Source organism: Microbacterium sp. 2FI, assembly GCF_005502885.1.
GTDB lineage: Bacteria > Actinomycetota > Actinomycetes > Actinomycetales > Microbacteriaceae > Microbacterium.
Genome location: NZ_SCMR01000025.1, coordinates 42,590 through 58,504, shown reverse-complemented (window position 1 = coordinate 58,504; position 15,915 = coordinate 42,590). Strand labels below are relative to the sequence as shown.

General features: G+C 68.3%; 16 protein-coding genes and 1 tRNA gene. 11 read left to right on the top strand and 6 right to left on the bottom strand.

The genetic code is table 11. The annotated features are described in order from the left end of the window. Positions 1 to 733: 733 nt before the first annotated feature. On the bottom strand, positions 734 to 1,114 hold the full coding sequence (locus tag FFS15_RS16430) for a hypothetical protein (RefSeq protein ID WP_137846124.1): 381 nt from the start codon (positions 1,112 to 1,114) through the stop codon (positions 734 to 736). A gap of 400 nt (positions 1,115 to 1,514) precedes the next feature. On the opposite strand from FFS15_RS16430, the gene FFS15_RS16425 reads away from it, so the two are divergent. Further along, positions 1,515 to 2,585: a serine hydrolase domain-containing protein gene (locus FFS15_RS16425; protein WP_137846123.1), complete on the top strand. Its 1,071-nt coding sequence runs from the start codon at positions 1,515 to 1,517 to the stop codon at positions 2,583 to 2,585. 174 nt (positions 2,586 to 2,759) lie between these two features. On the opposite strand, the gene FFS15_RS16420 is transcribed toward FFS15_RS16425, so the two are convergent. Next, positions 2,760 to 2,987 (bottom strand): hypothetical protein, encoded by a 228-nt coding sequence (locus FFS15_RS16420; protein WP_137846122.1) that lies wholly within the window; start codon positions 2,985 to 2,987, stop codon positions 2,760 to 2,762. Between the two features lie 152 nt (positions 2,988 to 3,139). Between FFS15_RS16420 and FFS15_RS16415 the strand changes: the two genes are divergently transcribed. Continuing rightward, positions 3,140 to 3,643 (top strand): hypothetical protein, encoded by a 504-nt coding sequence (locus FFS15_RS16415; protein ID WP_249354143.1) that lies wholly within the window; start codon positions 3,140 to 3,142, stop codon positions 3,641 to 3,643. A gap of 242 nt (positions 3,644 to 3,885) precedes the next feature. On the opposite strand, the gene FFS15_RS16410 is transcribed toward FFS15_RS16415, so the two are convergent. Next, a complete protein-coding gene (locus FFS15_RS16410) occupies positions 3,886 to 4,749 on the bottom strand; it encodes an NAD(P)-dependent alcohol dehydrogenase (protein ID WP_212743180.1) in 864 nt (287 codons plus the stop codon). A 1,004-nt stretch (positions 4,750 to 5,753) separates the two neighbouring features. On the opposite strand from FFS15_RS16410, the gene FFS15_RS16405 reads away from it, so the two are divergent. After that, positions 5,754 to 6,149: a hypothetical protein gene (locus FFS15_RS16405; RefSeq protein ID WP_249354139.1), complete on the top strand. Its 396-nt coding sequence runs from the start codon at positions 5,754 to 5,756 to the stop codon at positions 6,147 to 6,149. Here FFS15_RS16405 and FFS15_RS16400 read toward each other — a convergent pair whose 3' ends face one another. Continuing rightward, positions 6,150 to 7,103 carry an EamA family transporter gene (locus FFS15_RS16400; RefSeq protein WP_137846119.1) on the bottom strand — a complete coding sequence of 318 codons (954 nt, stop codon included), beginning with the start codon at positions 7,101 to 7,103 and terminating at the stop codon, positions 6,150 to 6,152. Positions 7,104 to 7,175: 72 nt separating this feature from the next. Between FFS15_RS16400 and FFS15_RS16395 the strand changes: the two genes are divergently transcribed. Genes FFS15_RS16395 through FFS15_RS16380 form a run of 4 tightly spaced genes read left to right on the top strand, consistent with a single transcriptional unit; the run spans position 7,176 to position 11,075 of the window. Further along, positions 7,176 to 9,497, top strand: coding sequence for an efflux RND transporter permease subunit (locus FFS15_RS16395; RefSeq protein ID WP_137846118.1), 2,322 nt, complete (start codon positions 7,176 to 7,178; stop codon positions 9,495 to 9,497). After that, positions 9,494 to 10,072: an isochorismatase family protein gene (locus FFS15_RS16390; protein WP_137846117.1), complete on the top strand. Its 579-nt coding sequence runs from the start codon at positions 9,494 to 9,496 to the stop codon at positions 10,070 to 10,072. Before FFS15_RS16395 ends, FFS15_RS16390 begins: the two co-directional genes overlap by 4 nt. Then, entirely contained in the window at positions 10,065 to 10,604 is a 540-nt protein-coding gene (locus tag FFS15_RS16385; protein ID WP_137846116.1) for a GNAT family N-acetyltransferase, read from the top strand. The genes FFS15_RS16390 and FFS15_RS16385 overlap by 8 nt, the downstream gene beginning before the upstream one ends. A 30-nt stretch (positions 10,605 to 10,634) precedes the next feature. Next, entirely contained in the window at positions 10,635 to 11,075 is a 441-nt protein-coding gene (locus tag FFS15_RS16380; RefSeq protein ID WP_137846115.1) for a GNAT family N-acetyltransferase, read from the top strand. 58 nt (positions 11,076 to 11,133) lie between these two features. On the opposite strand, the gene FFS15_RS16375 is transcribed toward FFS15_RS16380, so the two are convergent. Then, a tRNA-Lys gene (locus tag FFS15_RS16375) sits at positions 11,134 to 11,206 on the bottom strand. A 144-nt stretch (positions 11,207 to 11,350) separates the two neighbouring features. Next, positions 11,351 to 12,016 carry a fasciclin domain-containing protein gene (locus FFS15_RS16370; protein WP_137846114.1) on the bottom strand — a complete coding sequence of 222 codons (666 nt, stop codon included), beginning with the start codon at positions 12,014 to 12,016 and terminating at the stop codon, positions 11,351 to 11,353. A gap of 182 nt (positions 12,017 to 12,198) precedes the next feature. Here FFS15_RS16370 and FFS15_RS16365 point away from each other — a divergent pair, with 182 nt between their 5' ends. The 4 genes from FFS15_RS16365 (at position 12,199) to FFS15_RS16350 (ending at position 15,850) form a co-directional block, all read left to right on the top strand. Continuing rightward, positions 12,199 to 13,938 (top strand): cytochrome c biogenesis protein DipZ, encoded by a 1,740-nt coding sequence (locus FFS15_RS16365; protein WP_137846113.1) that lies wholly within the window; start codon positions 12,199 to 12,201, stop codon positions 13,936 to 13,938. Between the two features lie 41 nt (positions 13,939 to 13,979). Then, entirely contained in the window at positions 13,980 to 14,582 is a 603-nt protein-coding gene (sigK, locus tag FFS15_RS16360; protein WP_171013241.1) for an ECF RNA polymerase sigma factor SigK, read from the top strand. Beyond that, positions 14,579 to 15,394 (top strand): anti-sigma factor, encoded by an 816-nt coding sequence (locus tag FFS15_RS16355; protein ID WP_137846112.1) that lies wholly within the window; start codon positions 14,579 to 14,581, stop codon positions 15,392 to 15,394. The genes sigK and FFS15_RS16355 overlap by 4 nt, the downstream gene beginning before the upstream one ends. Positions 15,395 to 15,502: 108 nt before the next feature. Next, positions 15,503 to 15,850, top strand: a complete 348-nt coding sequence (locus tag FFS15_RS16350) for a helix-turn-helix transcriptional regulator (protein WP_137846127.1) — start codon at positions 15,503 to 15,505, stop codon at positions 15,848 to 15,850. Positions 15,851 to 15,915 lie beyond the last annotated feature (65 nt).

The following is a 15,915-nucleotide window of genomic DNA, read 5'->3' as shown; positions in this document are numbered from 1 at the left end:
GCACGTCCCACCCACCCTGCCCCAGCACAACCGTCGGCGCAAAGGGACACTCGGAGTGAGGGGTCAATACCGCCACCAGCCGTAAGCCGGTGGGCGAGCGTGCCTTCGGTCGAGTCCGGCAGGCCCCGGCGCCGGGCGACCTCCCAGGTGCCCGCGCTAGAGTCGTGGCGATAGGCGAACTTCTCATTCGTCTCGCCCCGGCTGTGTGGTAGCAGTCGGGGCTTCTTCTTTGCCCAGGCGGTCTACTCGCGAGCATCAGCCGTCGTGAACTGAGAAGGTCAGTACTCGAAGGTCGACTCCGCGCGAAGCGGGTCGGTCTGCGTCCCGAGAGCTGGCCCCTGGCACACTGCGCGGATGGACGTCCATCCGACCGGCCATGCCGAACCCAGCTACGGGCTCGGGTCTCCCGTTTACCGAGTCAACTTCTGGGAGCAGCCGGCCCCGGGATACGCCTTCAACCTCGAGGCATACGTCCTGACCGATGTCGCAGACGTGGGAGAAGCCCAGGAGTGGGTGGCGCGAAACGCGCGCGGCCGGGCGCATGAACTCTTCCTCGAACTCGAATGGCACCCGATCAGCCAGGGGCTGCAGCATCGCACTGCCCCGCTGGTGCGGCTCGCGGGCCGGAACCCGGCCGAGCACGAGAATGTCGTCACTCTCTCTCGGAGTAGCTGGCTCAACCGCGGAGACATCGAGCGTTCAGTCTTCTCGGGGCCTCCCGGGAGCCCCCGTCTCACGAGGGGCGGAGGTATGGTCCGGACTTCCAGAGGGGAAGGTCGGGGCATCCGGCGGGAACGTACCAGTCGTCTGGGACGCCTCCATCGGCCGCGATCTCACCGCCGCCGAGCGTGATCTCGTCGCCGTCCCGGTATTCGCTACCGAACGTGAGGACGCCGTCGTCATAGCGGGCTTCGAACGCGGGGAACACAGGGATCACGACGGTGGTGCCGTCGTCGACCGTGAGACATTCCTCGGTGATACGCAGCGTGCCCGTGAACAGGGCATCCCCCGCACCCTCAGACTCCGGCGCGAAAGCGACCGGCCCGGTATCAGGCACACAGCCGGTCAGCACCAGTCCGGTGCCGAGAACAGCAATCATCGCGACCTTGCGCACTCACGAATGCTACCCACGGCATGCTGCCCACGGCGGCGCCGAGCTCCATGCACTCAAAGCCCGACAGCCGGTCGATCAGCGGGCGGGGGCCATCGGGAATGGCATTGAAAGTGTGAGCGGTGGGCCAGGTGTTGGGCGCCGGAGCGGGATCCCACGGCGGGAGCCTCCGCGTGGCCGCTCGTCGCTGACGGGACATGGTGGACGCGTTTGCGGCGGCCGCGTATCACGGTCTAGTGGGACTGGTGAAAGTCGGGCACTCTGAAGCCAGCACCGCGTCGGTACCCAGAGTCGGCAGGCCGAACTCGACAGGGTGAGACCGCGCTGCTCGCCACGCCGGCCAAACGGCCCTCGACTGCCGTAGCGAACCACCACAGAGGGTCGTGTCACCCCGGAGGCGGCAATGTGGCTGTCCCGACTAGCGCATGTCGCCATCCCCGTCGCGCTGCTCGTCGCTATCTCTGGTTGCACCGCCGAGCCCCACGAAGCGAAGCGCACGGCGAGTACGGCGATTCTCGAGGCGGGCGTTCCCGACGACGCGCCGGGGTGCTCCGCCGCCGTCGCCGTCGACGGTGACGTCGTGTGGGCTGAGGCGCGCGGGCTCGCGAACCTCGAATCGGGTGCAGAGTTCCAGACGTCCACCCCTTTTCACATCGGCTCGGTGGGAAAGCAGTTCACCGCGATGGCAGTGCTCATGCTCGCTGAGCGAGGTGACCTGTCTCTGGACGCGTCCCCCGCCGTCTACCTGGACGGGCTGCCGGCATGGGCGAAGCAATTGACACTGAACGACCTCATGCACCACACCTCGGGGATCAAGGATGTGCTGTCCCTGCCACCGAGCGCCTTCGGAACGCCACCCCTGACGAACGCCGACGCCCTCGAGTTCGTGAGGACCAGTCCTCTCGCACATCCGGGCACCGCGGGCGAGTTCGACTACTCGAACACGAACTACGCGCTGCTCGCGGACATCGTCACCGAGGTCACCGGCACGGACTTCGCCACGTGGCTGGAGACGAATGTCTTCGCGCCGTTGGATCTCGAGGCGAGAATCGGGCCGCAGGTTCCCTCTGATCCCGTGGGCTATGAAGGGGATGTCACCGCCGACTTCACCGAGGTGAAGGCATGGCCGTGGGTGCTGACTGGAGCGGGCTTCGTCACGATGACGCTCTCGGATCTGGCCCGCTGGGGCGATCAGCTGCGTGAACCGTCACTGCTGCGCGCCGAGACGCTGGCAGATGCCCTGAGCAACGGAGCACCCATCGACGACGGATCCACCTACGGGCCGGGTCTCTTCGTTTGGCCGGATGGCACACTCGTTCATTCCGGAGATGGAGCAGGTCACCACACGGCGTTCGGGGTCAGCGCGGACCGGCACACCACGGTCGCCATCGCATGCAATCAGAACGGCATCGACATGGACGGTTTGTTCACCGACCTCGCCGAAACATGGGTCACCGAGCGACCGGATCAATGAGCCATCACAGACCCACCGCCGCCCGGCTCAGCAGAGGACGAGCACAACCTGAGTCGTCGCGATCGCGGCGTCCACCGAGATGATACGACGGGACGAGGAAGGCTCCTGATCTCAGTGGGCGCCATCACAGGTCGTCATAGGTGACGCGATCGCCGGTGCCCCGCCGTTCGCGATTCAGTCGGATTCGTCGTTCGCTGTGGTCTCAATCCAGTCGACTGCTTCGTCGGAGAGCATGAAGCCGTCGGGACCTGACTCGCCGACCCACCACGCGCTCGAGGTCACCGAGCCGCCGACGGCAACGATCTGGCTCAGCACGTCGGGAGACACCGCTTCGCCGTTGTGCGCAATGAGCCATGCCTGGGTGTCGGAGTCCAACTTCGGCCACCACTCGGTGAGTTCCATGCGGCCACCATCGCACCGAAATGAGCGCTCCGGAAGCCGGTCGATCAGCGAGCGCAGGCTCAGTGTTGACCTGGCGAACTCGCGCGACGTTCTAAAGTCGCGGCATGCGGATTGTCATTTCGGGGACCCCTGCGAGTGGGAAGAGCACGCTAGTGTCCGACTTCGCTCTTCGCCATCCCGAGTTCGCGGTGTTGCCGGATCCGTTCGATCTTGTGGATGAGTCATGGGACAGTCCGAGCGCGGCACTGTTCGCCGCTCAGCTCGAGATCTCCGCGGCCCGCCTCTATCCCGATGAGGCGGCCGAGAACCTCATCGCCGAGCGTGGTCCCATCGACTTCCTCGCCTACTTGACCGCTCTGGATGATACGACCGGGATACCGAACTCGCGCGAACTGTTAGAGCGTGCGAGAACCATCACCCGGGAAGCGCTGGCGCACATCGACCTTCTCGTTGTGCTGCCACTCACCACCTCGGATGAGATGGCCCCCGGCGCTGACGAATACTTGACGCTTCGCGACGCGATGAACGACGTCCTCCTCGACCTCATCGACGATTCCGAGATCATCGGCGAACGCACGAAAGTCGTCGAGATCACCGGCGAAAGCAGCCACCGACTCGCCGCCCTAGAGGCCTTCCCCATCGACCCGACCAGCTAACGCCCACGCAACAGGAAGTCGGCTACCAGCACCCGAAAGCCGGTCGGGCTGCGTGCTGATTCTGGCTGCCGCCGACGCGGCGGCGTTGGAACCGACGCAAGCGCTGGTGGCTGCCGATCAGAACTCCCCGGACGGGTGTTCGCGAGCCGGTCCCCAACCAAGCTTTCGGCGGCGACCCCATAGTCGCGATGGGGACACGCCGCACCATAGAACTTGCCCGTATCAGTGTTGCGACCGGGCCATCAGGCGGGCACGGTGACAGCCACGTTCCCCAGCTTCTGGGCCGAACCGACGTAGCGGTAAGCCTCGTTGATGTCATCCATCGCAAACGTCTTGTCGACGACCGGGCGCAGGTCGCCTGAAGCGAGCAAGTCGCGCACGATTCGAACGTGGGCGCGCGCGTCCGTGGGGATCGGCAACATGACGCGGTTGTCGCCGAACCAGCGAGTGGAGAGGATCAACCGGAGGTTCTCGCTTCGGTGTCCAAAGTCCGTCGTTAGGAACGGCGCTCCTGGCTTGAGGAGTGGCTTGCACGATGAGAATCGACACTTACCGACGGCGTCGATGACGGCATCGAAACGCTCGTCGGTCTGACTGAAGTCCGTAGCGGTGTAGTCGACTACCGAGTTCGCACCGAGCGACGAAACGAGGTCCACACCGCGAGAGTCACACACCGCGGTGACGGCGGCGCCCCGGTGCCGAAGAAGCTGCACCGCCGCGGAACCGATCGCCCCGCTCGCTCCGTAGACCAGGATGCGGCTGGTGGCGCCGACGTCGAGTTTCGCGAGGATGCTCAACGCGTAGTGGGCGCCTTCGGTCGTGGGGGCGGCGTCCGCGGGGCTCATGCCGCGCGGGATCTTTGCCAATGCCCCAGACTCGGGGATCGCGAGGAACTGGGCCTGGGTGCCCCTGTCGAAGCCGAACACGGCGTCGCCGACCGCGAACTCGGTGACCTTCGGCCCCACGGAAACGACGTACCCTGCGAACTCCGTGCCCATGATCTTCTGGCGGGGTCGCGTCCATCCGGTGATCACCCGCGCGAAACGCGGTATTCCGGCGGCGGTCGCGTGATCCGTTCGATTGACCGTCGTGGCCTCGACGCGCACGAGCACCTCGTCGTCGCCGGGACGTGGCGAATCGAGGTCGCGGATCTCGAGATCGTGACCATAACGCGAGCACACGACAGCACGCACGAGTCCAAGGTACTGGGTGACGGCAGGCGCAGCATCGATGGACGACATTCAACGGCTGGGCTGTCAGCGCCTAGGAAACGGCCGGCCACCACCTCGGCATCAGCGTGGCTACACGCATGCGCTCCGTCCACACAGATCCGAATGCGCCGCGGCCTGCTGCACCAATGAGTACGCTTCGCGGCGGTATGGTCGGGAAGCGCTTGTAGCCTTGCAGTCCCGCTGTTGAGGACGAACCGGCGCCCCACACAGTGAGGGGGATCGCGGCCCTAATGCCGGTGGGCGAGCGTGCCTTCGGTCGAGTCCGGCAGGCCCCGGTGCCAGGCGACCTCCCAGGTGCGCGCGCTAGAGTCGTGGGCGATAGGCGAACTCTCATTCGTCTCGCCCCGGCTGTGTGGTAGCGGTCGGGGCTTCTTCTTTGCCCAGGCGGTCTATTCGCGAGCGTCAGACGTCGTGAACTGAGCAGGTCAATACTCGGAGGTCGACTACGCGCGAAGCCGGTCGACGACCGTGCAGCAAGACTCATGTTCGCGCCCTGGATACGGGTCGCGACATTCGCGCCCGGTTGCCCCGCACTGTGGAGTGCACGATGAGCGCACGCCTCCCGCGACCTCCACACCGGCCCTCACGACGACTTGCACGTTGGACACTTGTTGGACACTTATGAGCCGAAACCGCTCAAGACGAGCCGAACCGTCATGTATCATCGACAGCGCATCACGTTCATCAGGAGTCAGAAAACCCCAGATGAGCCGAGGTGAATCGAGATGAAAGTCCCGATGTGGCCACCCCACCAGAACTGGCTGGGCGAACTTGTTCGTAGAGAATAGGTCAAGGGTTCGATTCCCTTAGGTGGCTCCCAGCGGAGGGGTCGCGATGGCGGCCCCTTCGGCGTATCCGCAGGTGGCCAGGAGGCAGTGGTGGACTCCGCGATCGATGCCCTCCTCGAGATCTTCGCGTGGGTGGGATTCGGACTCGGCGCATTGCTGGCCGGAATCGCGCTCGTCGTCTACCTGTTCGACGGCACGTGGATTCCCGTCCGCGGCGTCCTCGAAGATGCCGAGCACGGCCGTCTCGTCCGCTGGTTCGACGAACAGGGCGCTGTCAACGAGGCACATCTCACGCACGAGCAGGAACGCGCGCTCGCCGGCAAGGACATGGCCGACATCTTCATGCGTCGCGGCGCGGTCGGGCGCATGCGCCTGACGCAGGGCTCGCCCGCGGTGCGGGCCGTCTCGTTCCTCGCACTCGGGCTCATCGTGCTGGGTGTCCTCGCCGTCGTGCTGTCGGGCGTGCTGCTGTTCGTCCGAGGCTGATCAGGCGAGTGCCAGCATCCCGCCCGCGGTCAGCGCGAGCGCGAGACCGATCCACTGCACGCCCGCAACGCGCTCTCTCAGCACGATCGCGGCGAGCAGGATCGTGCCGGCGGGGTAAAGGGCCGTGAGTGCCGACACGATCGACAGGGCGCCTTCGCGCAGCGCCAGCAGCAGCAGCACGTTGGCGGCGGCATCCACCACGCCGCAGGCGATCGCCAATGCCCACGCCCGACCGAGCGTCGGGGCCGTCCCTACGGGGTGCGCCGCATGCTCGAGGTCGGCGTGGCCGGTGGGGGTGGCTCCGAGGGGGGCGCCCGCGACGTCGATGACCGAGAGGGCCGGGCGGCCGCGCCGCACTGCGACGGCCACGAGCACGCCCACGATGAGCGCGGTCGCCACGGCGCTCGTCGCGCGGCTCATGACGAGCGGGATGGTTCCGCTGGCGGTGCTGGTCTGATCGATCACGATGAGGAATCCGCCGATCGCGAGCCCTGCGCCGACGGCCATCGCCAGGCCCCGGGCAGAAGGACGCACGACCTTCTCGCCGGGGATGAACCCGACGAGCACGACCGCGACGAGCGCGACGCCGAGGCCCGCATAGCCGATCCACGACAGCGTCTCGCCGTCGACGAAGAGTCCCCACAGCATCGGTGCGATCGCCGAGACCACGGCGGTGAGCGGCGACAGGATGCTCATCGGCCCGATGGCGAGGCACGCGTAGAGCAGGGCGACCGCGACGATTCCGAAGCCTCCGGCCACGACGCCCCACCAGACGTCTGACGCCGTCCACACTCCGCCCAAGAGCGGCAGCGTGAGCACGAGCGCGACGAGGCCCGAGACCGCGGCCGCGCACGTCACCACGATCGAGCGGAGTCGTTTGGCGGCGAGACCGCCGAAGAAATCGGCCGCGCCGTAGATCAGCGCGCCGACGAGAGCGAGTGCGGCGGAGTACATCGCACTCAGCCTAGAGAGACTCGATCGACGACAGTGTCGCGCGAACCCGATTTCGCTAGCTAAGCTAGCGATATGGAGACTGCGCCCCTCGCCCGCCGTCAGCCCACCCGCTGGCTGCGCATCGGAATCCCGATCTTCCTCGTCGTGCTGTGGCTCGTCGGCGGCTCGATCGGCGGACCCTACTTCGGCAAGGTCGACGAGGTGTCGACGAACGATCGCTCGTCCTTCCTGCCCGAGAGTGCAGACGCGACGCAGGTCAACGAGCGCCTCCCCGACTTCCTGGGCGACGACAGCATCCCCGCCGTCGTCGTGGTCACGGGTGAGGGCGAACTGTCCGAGGCCGATGTCGCCGACATCCAGGTGGTCGCCGACGAGATCGCCGCCGTCGACGGCGTTCTCGAGGGCGTCTCGCCGCCGCTGCTCTCCGATGACGGCGAAGCGGTGCAGATCTTCGTGCCGATCGACGCGACCGCAGACGTCGGCGAGATCGTCGCCGAGATCCGTGCGCTTCTCGGCGAAGAACTGCCGGAAGGCATGGAAGCCTGGGTGACGGGGCCTGCGGGCTTCACCGCCGACCTCGTCGAGGGCTTCCTCGGCATCGACGGCCTGCTCCTCGCCGTCGCACTCATCGCGGTCTTCGTCATTCTCGTGATCGTCTACCGATCGCCGCTGCTGCCGGTGCTCGTGCTGCTGACTTCGGTCTTCGCGCTGTGCGTTGCGCTCTTGACGGTGTGGTGGCTCGCCTACGCCGGCATCGTCGTGCTCAACGGGCAGGTGCAGGGAATCCTGTTCATCCTCGTGATCGGCGCCGCCACCGACTATGCGCTCTTGTACGTGGCGAGATACCGAGAGGCCATCGGCGACGGCGAACGCCGGTGGGACGCCACGGTCCGCGCGTGGAAGGGCTCGTTCGAGCCGATACTCGCGTCCGGCGGCACGGTGATCGCGGGCCTCCTGTGCCTGCTGCTCTCCGACCTCGCGACGAACCGCGCCCTCGGGCCCATCGCCTCGATCGGCATCGTCTTCTCGATGCTGTCGGCCCTCACCTTCCTCCCGGCGTTGCTGGCCCTCTTCGGGCGCACGGCCTTCTGGCCGTTCTTCCCGAAGCAGTCCAGCATCGCGCTCCCCGACGATCTGACGCAGCCCGTGAAGGGACTGTGGCCGCGCCAGGCGCGCTTCGTCGCGCGGCACGCCCGCGTCGTGTGGATCGTCTGCACCGTGGTCCTCCTCGTCGGCGCCGTGGGGCTGACGCAGCTCAAGGCCGACGGTGTGCCCTCGAGCGATCTCGTCCTCGGCGAATCCGAGGCACGCGACGGTCAGGACGTTCTCGCCGAGCACTTCCCGGCAGGCTCCGGCAGCCCGGTGTACGTCATCGTCCCCGAGGCGGATCTCGCCGAGACGGTCGAGGTGCTCGAGGCGAGCGACGGAATCGATTCGGTGGCCGCGGCGTCCGAGGATTCGCCCACCGGCCAGGCGGCCGTGACGATCGAAGACGGCGAACCCGTGTTCACCGTCGTCGGCCCGCCGGGCACCCCCGCGCCCGAGCCGACCGTGTCGGACGGCGATGTGCTCGTCATCGGAACACTGATCGATGCCGCCGACTCGGTCGCCGCTGAAGACACCGTGCGCGAGCTGCGCGTCGACCTCGATGAGGCGCTCGGTGCCGGCACCGCCCTCGTCGGCGGCGAGACGGCGACCGACATCGACTCGAACGACACGTCGATCCGCGACCGCAGCATCATCATCCCGGTGATCCTGTTCGTCATCTTCGTGATCCTGATGATGCTGCTGCGCTCGATCCTCGCGCCCCTCATCCTCATCGCCACCGTGATCCTGTCGTTCGCGACGGCGCTCGGGGTGAGCGCGATCGTCTTCGACACGGTGTTCGGGTTCCCGGGCGCAGACCCCGCGGTGCCGCTGTACGGGTTCGTGTTCCTCGTGGCGCTCGGCGTCGACTACAACATCTTCCTGATGTCGCGAGTGCGCGAGGAATCGCTCGTGCACGGCACGAGACCCGGCATCCTCCGAGGGCTCATCGCCACCGGCGGGGTGATCACTTCGGCCGGCCTCGTGCTCGCGGCGACCTTCGCAGCCCTCGGCGTCATCCCGATCCTCTTCCTCGCCCAGATCGCGTTCATCGTGGCCTTCGGCGTGCTGCTGGACACCTTCATCGTGCGCTCGCTCCTCGTGCCCGCATTGTCGTACGACATCGGTCCGGCGATCTGGTGGCCGTCGAAGCTGTGGCGGCGGGGACCCGAGACGCGAGTGGCCGTTGAGGGGCCGGATGCACCGCCCGAGGTCGCCGCGATCCCCGCGGCCACCGACCCCGAACTCGTTGCCGACGACGGACACGCGCTGACCCGGGAGGAGTACCGGCGTACTCTCGAGTCATGAGCAAGGCGCTGTTCATCGTCGACGTCCAGAACGATTTCACCGAGGGCGGAGCCCTCGGCGTGGACGGGGGTGACGCCGTCGCCACGGGCATCTCGGCATTCCTCACCGCCCATGCCGGGGAGTACGCCGTCATCGTGGCCTCGCGCGACTGGCACGACTCCACGGGCGACAACGGCGGGCACTTCCACCCCGAGCCCGACTATGTCGACACGTGGCCCGCGCACTGCGTGGGCGGCACCGACGGGGCCGACTACGACCCGGGTCTCGACGTCGGTGCCGTGACGCACCATGTCAAGAAGGGGCAAGGCCGGCCCGCCTACTCGCTGTTCGAGGGGACCACCGATGACGGCGTCACCGTCGGGCATCTGCTCGACGAGCACGGCGTGGTCGACGTGGACGTCGTGGGGATCGCCACCGACTACTGCGTGCGCGCATCGGCCCTCGACGCGATCGAGCACGGCCGGCACGTGCGCATCCTCACCGACCTCGTCGCCGGTGTGGCCGCCGAAACGAGCGAGGCGGCCCTGGCCGAGCTCGCCCACGCGGGCGCCGAGCTGGCGACCTCGGGTGCCTGAGATCGAGGTCCGCCGCGTCTTCGCGACCGAGAGCGAACGGCTGCGCGCGCTGCGCCTCGAGGCCCTCGCCGACCCGGCCGCCGGCATCGCGTTCCTCGAGACCGCCGACGAGGCTCGGGCGCGCCCGGCGGCGTTCTGGACCGAGCGGGCCATCGGCGCGGCGCTGTCCGATTCGGTCGCGCAGTTCATCGCGGAGACGGCGCGGTCGTGGGTCGGAACCGCGACGGTCCTCATCCCCGAGGCCGACGCGCTCGACTACTTCGGTCGCCCCGTCGTGGCAGATCGCGCGCTGGTCGTCGCGGTCTACGTCAGTCCCGCCCACCGCGGTGGTGGTGTCATCGACGCGTTGTTCGCCGCGGCCGGCGCGTGGGCTGCTTCCCAGGGTTGTCGAGAGCTCGCGCTTGACGTGCACGTCGACAACGCGCGTGCGCAGGCCGCATACTCGCGGCTCGGCTTCCGCCCGACGGGCGACGAAGTCGAGAGCGCGAACGGGCGCGAAATGGTCATGATGCGCAGCATCGCGGCAGGTTGACGCGACCACTGACGCCACTAGCCTCGGGTGATGGAGATCCGTTCCCTCGCCTTGTCAGACCACGACGACTGGCTGCCGCTGTGGCTGGCCTACCTCGAGTTCTACGAGACCGTGCTCAGCGATGATCAGACGGCCTTGACTTTCGGCCGGCTGGTCGACCCGGCCTTTCCCGTTCACGCGGCGTTGGCTCGGGATGCCGAGGGCCGTGCGATCGGATTCGTGCACTGGCTGACCCACCCGAGCACGTCGGCCGACGGTCCGTACTGCTACCTCGAAGACCTCTTCGTCACCCCTGACGTGCGGGGCACGGGCGCGGGCCGCGCGCTCATCGCCACGGTGGCCGACTGGGCACGGGCACACGGGTGCGCGCAGGTCTACTGGCTCACGCAGTCGCACAACGCGACCGCGCGCGTGCTCTACGACCGTGTGGCCGACGACACGGGTTTCGTCCACTACGCGATCGAGCTGTAGCACTCGGCTCCGCAACCTCGGAAGCGCCGCCCCCGAGGGGGCGGCGCTTCCACGCGTGTGGGCCCCGTGGGGCTCGAACCCACGACCCGCGGATTAAAAGTCCGATGCTCTACCGACTGAGCTAGAGGCCCGCACCGTCAAGCCTACTTCGGCGTGCGACCTTCACCGCGCGGCCGCCGCGCGCACCAGCGCGGCCGCCGGTGCCTCCTCGCAAGGCACCGGCGGCCGCGCCGCCCCATGTCCGGCTTCTACCCCCAGGAGCCGGACGTCGAAGGTCACTGAGTGGGGGGCATCAGGACCGCGTCGATGAGGTAGACGGTGGCGTTCGCCGTCTGCACTCCACCGCAGATGACGTTCGCGTCGTTGACCATCCACATGTCACCCGATCCGGTGACCTCGAGATCTGCACCCTGCACCGTGGTGTGGGTGCCGGCGATGTCGGCCGGCTCGATCTGGCCGGGGACCACGTGGTACGTGAGGATCGCCGACAGCGTCTCGGTGTCGGTCTTCAGCGCCTCGATGGTCGCCGGGTCGATGGCCGCGAAGGCCTCGTCGACCGGTGCGAACACGGTGAACTCGCTGCCGTTGAGCGTGTCGACGAGGTCGACCTCGGGGTTGAGCTGGCCGCTCACCGCGGAGACGAGCGTCGCCAGCAGCGGGTTGTTGGATGCTGCGACCGCGACCGGGTCGGCAGACATGCCCTCGATCGAGCCGGCGCCGTCGGGAACGGCCTCGGCGTATCCGGCGCAGCCGGGGCCGACGAGGTTGGCGGCCGGGTCCAACTCCATGGGCTCTTCGGTCTCTTCCATGGGGGCGGTCGTGGGCTCCTCCGACGGCTCGGCGGTGGCCCCGCCGCCCATCGAACATGCCGACAGCGCGAACGTCGCGGCGAACGCGAGGGCCAGACCGGCCGAGACGCGCTTGCGGGTGATGCGAGACATGACTTCCTCCTCTGTGAGGTCCTGACGGACCGTGATCTGCAGGTCCCCGACGAGCGGGGCGTGTGCCGCAGGAGCGGCGACACGGACTCTTCGGAGGCCCCTGCGGAATCGGATTGGATGCTGATCGGAGCAATCCGAAGCGGCCCCCGACGCGAACAACCTCCGACTCACAGGGGGAAAGAATGTCGCTCGTCATCATCGGTCTGCTCGGCGGACTCATCACGGGGATCTCGCCGTGCATCCTGCCGGTGCTCCCGGTCATCTTTCTCACGGGCGGCGCGCAGTCCGCCCGATTCGAGGGCGAGGGAGGTGAAGGGGCCGACGGCCCGGTGCCGGCACCGCGGTCGCGGCCGTACCTGGTCATCGCGGGCCTCGTGACGAGCTTCACGCTGGTCACCCTGCTCGGCTCGCTCCTGCTGGGCGCGCTCAACCTGCCGCAAGATGTGCTGCGGTGGGCGGGCATCGGAGTTCTTGTGCTCATCGGCGTGGGGCTGCTGGTTCCGCGCTTCGAGCAGATCCTCGAGAAGCCGTTCCAGCGCCTCGCGTCGAACCGCGAGGTCGCGAACCGGGGGAGCGGGTTCGGGGTGGGACTCGCCCTCGGCACGGTGTTCGTGCCGTGCGCGGGCCCGGTCCTGGCGGCGATCATCGTCGCGGGGTCGACCGGCCGCATCGGCTGGGACACCGTGCTGCTGACGGCGTCGTTCTCGATCGGCGTCGCGATTCCGCTGCTGGGCTTCGCGCTCGCCGGCCGTGGGCTGGTCGAACGCATCCGCGCCTTCCGCACGCACGAGCGCGGCATCCGCATCGCCGCCGGCGTCGCGATGCTCGCCCTCGCCGTCGGACTCGTCTTCAACGTGCCCCAGGCGCTGCAGCGCCTCGTGCCCGACTACACCGCGCAGCTCCAGCGCGACCTCACCGACAGCGACGAGGCGCGTCGCGCCCTCGACCTCGGCGGACTCGTCACCGACGAGAACAAAGACCTCGACCAGTGCACCAACGGCGCTCCCGAACTGGAGTCGTGCGGCACTGCACCGAGCATCCGCGGCATCGAGCAGTGGCTGAACACCCCCGATGCCGCGGGGCTCGCCCTCGACGACCTGCGGGGCCAGGTCGTGCTCATCGACTTCTGGGCGTACTCGTGCATCAACTGCCAGCGCTCCATCCCGCACGTCGTCGCGTGGGACGAGACCTACCGCGACAGCGGACTGCAGGTGATCGGCATCCACTCACCCGAGTACGCCTTCGAGAAGGATGCCGACAACGTCGCCGCCGGTGCGCGCGACTTCGGCATCGAGTACCCCGTCGCACTCGACAACACGCTGTCGACGTGGACCAACTACCGCAACCGCTACTGGCCCGCCCACTATCTGATCGATGCCGAGGGGACCGTGCGCCACATCGCGTTCGGCGAGGGCAACTACGCCGCGACGGAGAAGCTCATCCGCGAGCTGCTTCAGGACGCGAAGCCGGGGATCGCGCTGCCGGGCGAGACCGCCGTCGACGACGAGACGCCCGAGTCGGGCACCCGAACGCGCGAGACGTTCCTGGGCTCGGCGAAAGACGTCAACTTCGGCGGCGACGAGCAGTATCGGGCAGGTGAGGGCACCTACCGGTTCCCGAGCGACCAGCCCGCGGACTCGTTCGCGCTGGACGGCGACTGGCGCCTCGAGACCCAGTACGCGACGCCCGCCGGCGACGAGGGCGGCAGCATCCGTCTCGACTATCGCGCCACCGAGGTGCGCATGGTGCTCGCGGGCGCAGGAGAGGTGGAAGTGACGCGCGACGACGGCTCGACCGAGACGATCGCCGTCGACGGGACTCCGCGCTCGTATGCCGTGGTCGAGGGCGGCGACGGCGAGCGGGGCGTGCTCGAGGTCGAGGTTTCGCCCGGCGTCGAGGTGTATTCGTTCACGTTCGGCTGACGCGCGGGCGGGGTCGGCGGGCGGAGGGAGAGGAGTAGGGCATGCTGGTGGACATGGTCATCGACGGGGTGGACGTGCCGGAGGACGGCACCGAACCCGTCGACCATGCCGGCGACCTGCTCCGCCGTGTCGCCGGCGGCGACCAGGGCGCCTTCGCGCGCCTCTACGACATGCTCTCGCCGCGGGTCTTCGGCCTGATCCTGCGCGTCCTCGTCGACCGCTCGCAGAGCGAGGAGGTGCTGCAGGAGGTCTTCCTCGAGGTGTGGCAATCCGCCGATCGGTTCGCTCCGAACAGAGGTCAGGGGAGATCGTGGATACTCACGATCGCACACCGACGGGCGGTGGATCGCGTGCGTGCTTCGCAGGCGAGCACCGACCGCGATGTGCGAGCGGGGTTCCGGGATCTCGACGTCGCACACGACGGCGTCGCAGAGCAGGTGGAGCTGCGCATCGAAGGGGAGAAAGTCGCACAGGCGCTGTCGACCCTGCCCGACGTGCAGAAGGAAGCGCTGACCCTGGCGTATTACGGCGGTTACTCTCAGAGCGAGATCGCGGCTCTGGTGGGAGCGCCGCTGGGGACGATCAAGACCAGGATGAGAGACGGACTCTCTCGACTGCGAGTGGAGATGGGGGTGACGACGTGAACGAACAGGAATTCGCCGAACTGGCAGCCGGCTTCGCGCTGAACGCGCTGACGCCCGACGACCTCGCCGCCTTCACCCGCGCTCGCAGCGACCACCCCGAGTGGGAGCACCACGTGCAGGCAGACGCTGAGACCGCCGCGCTCCTGGCCGACGGCGTCGCCGACGTCGCCCCGCCGCTCACCGCACGTTCGACGCTTCTCGCCCGGATCGCCTCCACACCACAGGGAGCGGATGCCGCGGCGGCAGCGTCCGAGACGCCGGCGGTGCCGACCCGCGACGCGCAGACCGCGGCCGAGGATCCGCCCTACGTCGACCCGGCGCCGACCACCTCGACGATCCAGGCCGTGTCGCGGCGCAACTGGACGCGCGGACTCCTGGCCCTCGCGGCATCCCTCGTCCTCCTCGTCGTGCTCGGGTACGGCGCCGTCTCGATCAACGAGATCGTCAACCAGCCTCCCGCCGTCGCGGCGCTCGCCGAGATCGAGGCCGCGCCCGACGCGCAGACCGCGACCGCCGAACTCGCCACCGGCGGCGATGCGACCGTGCACTGGTCCGAGTCCGTCGGCAAGGTCGTTCTCGTCTCCGACGACCTGCCCGAGATCGCGACCGACGAGGCGTTCGAGATGTGGTTCGTGGGCGAGGACGGCGCGGTCTCGGCCGGCACGTTCGCGGCGCCCGACGGATCCTCGACGGCACTTCTCGACGGCACCGTCGTGGCCGGCGGCGCTGTCGCGGTGTCGGTCGAACCCGAGGGCGGGTCGCCCACCGGTCAGCCCTCGACCGAGCCGATCGTGGTGATCCCGACGGCGTGAGCCGGCTCGCGGTGCGGCGGCCGGGGTAGCGTGTTCGGCGTGGCATCGACTCCGCAGTCCCGGCAGAGCGCGCAGACGCTCGCGCATCTGCGGCGAGCGCGCGACCTGATGGATCGCGACTACGCGCTGCCGCTCGACGTGCCGACGATGGCGGCGCGCGCGCTCATGTCGCCCGCGCACTTCTCGCGCGAGTTCAAGGTCGCCTACGGCGAGACGCCGTACGGCTACCTCATGACACGGCGCATCGAGCGGGCCATGGCGCTGCTGCGGGCAGGCGCGTCGGTGACCGATGCCTGCACCGCCGTGGGTGCGACCTCGCTCGGCTCGTTCAGCTCGTCGTTCAGCGACATCGTGGGCGAGACCCCGAGCGCCTATCGGGCTCGGCCGCACGACGCCGCCGAGGCGATGCCGCTGTGCGTCGCGAAGATCCTCACTCGGCCGGCTCGCTACGCCTGAGGCAAACGAGCAGTCGAGCAGGATCCGAGAAGCGCTCTTCGCGCGACTGGCCTAGCGTGGCAGTC

What these genes read in the sequence shown, in the direction of transcription:
- FFS15_RS16350 (WP_137846127.1), top strand. Translation starts at nt 15,503, where the DNA reads ATGGATCGCGACTACGCGCTGCCGCTCGACGTGCCGACGATGGCGGCG.
- FFS15_RS16395 (WP_137846118.1), top strand. Translation starts at nt 7,176, where the DNA reads ATGGAGACTGCGCCCCTCGCCCGCCGTCAGCCCACCCGCTGGCTGCGC.
- FFS15_RS16420 (WP_137846122.1), bottom strand. Translation starts at nt 2,987, where the DNA reads ATGGAACTCACCGAGTGGTGGCCGAAGTTGGACTCCGACACCCAGGCA.
- FFS15_RS16425 (WP_137846123.1), top strand. Translation starts at nt 1,515, where the DNA reads ATGTGGCTGTCCCGACTAGCGCATGTCGCCATCCCCGTCGCGCTGCTC.
- FFS15_RS16390 (WP_137846117.1), top strand. Translation starts at nt 9,494, where the DNA reads ATGAGCAAGGCGCTGTTCATCGTCGACGTCCAGAACGATTTCACCGAG.
- FFS15_RS16365 (WP_137846113.1), top strand. Translation starts at nt 12,199, where the DNA reads ATGTCGCTCGTCATCATCGGTCTGCTCGGCGGACTCATCACGGGGATC.
- FFS15_RS16400 (WP_137846119.1), bottom strand. Translation starts at nt 7,103, where the DNA reads ATGTACTCCGCCGCACTCGCTCTCGTCGGCGCGCTGATCTACGGCGCG.
- sigK (WP_171013241.1), top strand. Translation starts at nt 13,980, where the DNA reads ATGCTGGTGGACATGGTCATCGACGGGGTGGACGTGCCGGAGGACGGC.
- FFS15_RS16370 (WP_137846114.1), bottom strand. Translation starts at nt 12,016, where the DNA reads ATGTCTCGCATCACCCGCAAGCGCGTCTCGGCCGGTCTGGCCCTCGCG.
- FFS15_RS16380 (WP_137846115.1), top strand. Translation starts at nt 10,635, where the DNA reads ATGGAGATCCGTTCCCTCGCCTTGTCAGACCACGACGACTGGCTGCCG.